The organism is Okeania sp. SIO2F5 (assembly GCF_010692685.1).
In the GTDB taxonomy this organism is placed as follows: domain Bacteria; phylum Cyanobacteriota; class Cyanobacteriia; order Cyanobacteriales; family Microcoleaceae; genus Okeania; species Okeania hirsuta.
On sequence record NZ_JAAHGU010000257.1, the window covers coordinates 1 to 4204 of the forward strand.

The 4204-nt window shown below is 38.2% G+C and carries 3 protein-coding genes; all 3 read right to left on the minus strand.

Annotated features, from left to right (window positions below; translation table 11 throughout):
* Positions 1-482 precede the first annotated feature (482 nt).
* Positions 483-1868 (minus strand): MFS transporter, encoded by a 1386-nt coding sequence (locus F6K27_RS32510; protein ID WP_287280015.1) that lies wholly within the window; start codon positions 1866-1868, stop codon positions 483-485.
* Between the two features lie 230 nt (positions 1869-2098).
* Positions 2099-2947 (minus strand): DNA repair protein RecO, encoded by an 849-nt coding sequence (gene recO, locus F6K27_RS32515; protein WP_287280017.1) that lies wholly within the window; start codon positions 2945-2947, stop codon positions 2099-2101.
* 235 nt (positions 2948-3182) lie between these two features.
* The gene (deoC, locus tag F6K27_RS32520) at positions 3183-3857 is read right to left on the minus strand and encodes a deoxyribose-phosphate aldolase (protein ID WP_287280019.1); all 675 of its coding nucleotides are present in this window, start codon (positions 3855-3857) and stop codon (positions 3183-3185) included.
* Positions 3858-4204: the final 347 nt, after the last annotated feature.

The following is a 4204-nucleotide window of genomic DNA, read 5'->3' on the forward strand; positions in this document are numbered from 1 at the left end:
CGTGTAGAATTTTTTTAGCTGGTGCATGGCCATTTCTAGCGATTTTTTCTAGATTATCTTTCTGTTCTATGGTCAGATAAACTTGATCTCGCCGACCTCTTCCGATAATATATCCTCCATTGTATTGAACCATTTTAGCTGCCTCTGTCCAGAGCGTCTGTTTTTGACTATCTATATTTTAGCGATCGCTCTTTCTAGGCAATAGTCACTTTTTGTTGACGATTCTAATGCACCATTTTAGCTGTGTCAGTCCACTACTCTATAACTCCCATTCCTCCTGACTCTTAACTACTCCCTACTCCCTACCTTAACAAAAAGACTTTTTCAGCAAACCCTATCTAGTGCAGGATGACAGAAATAACTAACCAGTTAAAAAATCATAAAAGCCTTGCCAAGCAATACTTTTGACTGTCTTGAGTGTGTCTTACATTCTGAGGTCTCCTCAGAATTACACACTCGCTTTTAACTTCCGCGTAGCGGCACTAACCATTTTTCATTGAGGGTATAGAAAAGAAACTGAAGAAAACACCTGCTAATACTGCCACCCCTGCCAAACCAAGAAAAACTGTTGATAAACCCAAAAAAGTTTCTGCAACTCCCGCTAAAGCCAAAGGCAAACTCAAGGCAATATTAACCGCATTATTCTGGAGACCAAATACCTTACCCCGCATTTCTTCAGGAGTTTCAGCTTGGACAGTAGTTTGCATCGGCACTCCCACTATTGCACCAAACATTCCCAAAATACCAATCAAACCCATACTCACCCACAACTGTTGGTTAAATATGGACAAACCAACCAAAGAAATTGCCATTCCTATAGATCCAATGAGACTGAGTTGGAAATGGGATAACCAATGTCCAAGTTGACTAACTATTCCAGCGCCTATAGCCATACCTATGCCAGCAGCAGCTAATAAAAATCCAAATTCTTCAGCCTCCATACCAGGAATAATCTCTGCCAGACGTACAGCTAAAACTGCCAAAGCTGCAAAAATCGAAAATAAAATTATTTGCTGAATAATCGCATTACGAACTTGAAGATGATTTTTCAGGTAATTTAGGCCATCCCCCAGGTCTGCCAAAATATGAGGTTGTTCCTTTTCACTTAAGTCCTTCTGTTCCCCAGTTTTGATTAAAATTAGTAATAAACCAGCGATCGCGTAACTCCCTCCTACAACCAACTCTTTACCTATAGCTTCACCTACACCAATTTTACTTACTAAACTATCAGCCAACTCTAATAATGGGTCTCCCACTGCAAAGCCAATAATTACAGAAGCCATCATCGTCGTTGTATATAAAGAATTAGCCGAAAGTAGATGTCGCTTTTCCACAATTAAAGGAATAACTGCTTGTTCGGCAGGGGCAAAAAATTGAGTGAGGGTAGAGACTAGAAAAGTTAAAAGTAACATTAAGCAAAATCCCAAAGGTAAATTGCCCAGATTAAAATCGTTAGACAGCCACAATATTAGTGGCAGAATCAAAACTAATCCTCCTCTTAGTAAATTAGTGGCCACTAATACTATCTTTTTCGGCCACCTATCCACATAGACACCAGCTCCAGCTCCAAATAGCACCGCAGGAATAGTAAAAGCAATCATAATTGCCGATACCCATCTACTTATAGTTTGGTCTGCTGCTTGGAATTGATTAGCAATAATAGCGATCGTGAGTACCAGATAAACTTTATCTGCAAGTTGGGAAAATACTTGACCGCCCCAGAGGATTAAAAATTTACCATTTTTCAGTACTGGCAAAAGTCCACGTTCGGGTTCTATGTCTGCTAAGGATGCAGCCGAAATAGGGTCTGCTTTTGGTTGTATTTGTTCTTTTTCTGTTGTATTTAACTCGGAATCAGACAATTGCATTTTTTATTAAAGGAGATATAGATTCTAAATAGGGCTTGCTGATTAAATATCAAAGCATTGACTGATATTGGTTTCAGCCTTTTTTAGTCAAAAAAAGTGCGCCTGTTTTTGGTCTGAAAAACTCAAAAAGCTAGTATTTTGGGATGATTATGGCAGAAAAATCACTCTTACAATTCTTACTCCTACCTCCTCACTCATTCCCCTAACTCCTGTCTCCTGTCTCCTGTCTCCTAACTCCTACCCATACCAAAAGAATTTCCATACGCAAATCCTAAATAAGTATCGATAAGAGCCGCAGAGCGGATAGAGTAACCCAAATGATATTGAGTATATTTTCTTAAAAGTTTTTCAACGATGACCCAATCTTGATGAGAAGTAAGTTCTACCTGAGCGTTGAGCTGAGGTTGAGCTAACTGCTGAAATAGTGAAAGTTGATTGGCATTGAGCATAGTATTTATCCTAACTTGCTGCTGTGAAGATGAAATCACAGAAGTATGGGCAAGTTTAATGGTTCCACCTGAATCTATACTAAATCCCACTTGCCAATTAGGATGATTAAAGTTTGGCTGTAATGGACGTCCAGTAATACAACAGATTTGTACTTGGGGGGCAATTCCTTCTATGGCTAATAGATGATAAATGCCATGAGCTAGATATGATATGAGTTGGGTATGCCAGAGGCGGTCAGTTTTATTTTGTAGTTTTTCTATACGTTCCAAATGTTCACTGAGAAGATAGAAAAGCTCTGCTTGGGGATGTTCGCTCAAGGCTTGATGGAGAACTAATTCTGCTAAGTATTGACCTGCTGCTAGTTTTCCTAAGTTTTGACTAAGACCCGCGTAGGATAATATGGTTTCTGCTTGATTTATTCTATCAAGCGATCGCCCTTGGGAAATTAATAATTGATTTACCACAAATAGTTCACTTCTGCCCCCCAATTTGGATTTTGGCTTCCTCACTCCTGGTGCCACTACTCGAATCAAACCATATTCTGGAGTCAAAATGGTTAATAAACGGTCTGATTCACCTATGGGTATAGCTTTGAGATTTATTCCAGTTGCTTTGTAAGTTCGGGACATATTTTCAGAAGGAAGAGGGAAGAAGGAAGAAGGAAGAAGAAGTTTAGAAGTCAAAAGTCAAAAGTGAAGAAATAAGAAGTCAAAAGTCAAAAGTGAAGAAGAAGTTAGAAGTCAGGATATCAATATTTAATTACATAATTTAAGGAATATCCGAAACTTTTGATCGCTCCAGTGTTCCCTGTTAAATTTATACCTACCACCTACCACCTAAAACCTAAAACCTAAAACCTACCACCTACCACCTACCACCTAACACCTTCAGCAATTCTAGACCACGAGATGTACCTAACCGAGTAGCACCCACAGAAATTAGATCCACTGCTTGCTCATAACTTTTAATTCCTCCAGCAGCTTTAATTCCCACATTACTCTTGGTTATTTCCTTGAGCAGTTGCACGTCTGCCACCGTTGCTCCACCATACCATCCCGTATTAGTAACAATAAAGGCCACACCAGAATCCATTAAAACTTCTGTCACTAATCGTTTCTCTGCCTCTGTAAGTAATGCCATCTCTAAAATGGCCTTAACTGCTTTACCAGTTTCCTCAGAAATTTCCGCAATTTCCCGATGTAATTCATTAGTTTTGCCTGTTTTGATGTGACTCAAATTAATCATCACATCTAATTCTGAAGCGCCATTTTCTACTGCTTCTGAAGCTTCATATAATTTAGCTTGACCAGTAGTTTGACCATGAGGAAAACCAATTACCGTACAAACTTTTGGATGTTTGCCATGGAGAAGTTCAGCTACTTGTTTGACGTAGTAAGGATATACGCAAACTGATGGAAACTTAAATTTTTCAGCGTCCGTACAGAATTTTGAAACTTGTTCTGGGGTTGCCGTAATTGTTAATAAAGAGTGGTCAATAAAAGGGGAAATATCTATAAGTTCCGGCTGTTCTACAGCCATTTTTTTCTCTCCCAAAATATAGTGTCAAATTTAATTATTAAATTAATATTAATTTAGCAGAAAACTGTTACTTATAAGTATGATTTTTGAGATATAGGGTTTTTCTCCGGAGGTGAGGTACATTTGTCTTTTTATCTGCTGTAGCTTGTTGCCTAAAACTTATAATTTTGTACCTCACCGAATATTAGTAATTGCTAATGTTTAGTTCTTTTTTTGTTAGTATAGCAATGAGCGCTGGCATCTTTACATATTACATAAATATTGATAATGTAACATAAAAGTAACTGTATGAGCTGTATTTTTCATAAATTAGGCGATCGCTAAAGGTTAAAGTTTTAAGGATGCGT

Bases quoted from the DNA above. Each gene is read 5' to 3' on its own strand.
- F6K27_RS32510 (WP_287280015.1), bottom strand. From the start codon at position 1,868: ATGCAATTGTCTGATTCCGAGTTAAATACAACAGAAAAAGAACAAATA.
- recO (WP_287280017.1), bottom strand. From the start codon at position 2,947: ATGTCCCGAACTTACAAAGCAACTGGAATAAATCTCAAAGCTATACCC.
- deoC (WP_287280019.1), bottom strand. From the start codon at position 3,857: ATGGCTGTAGAACAGCCGGAACTTATAGATATTTCCCCTTTTATTGAC.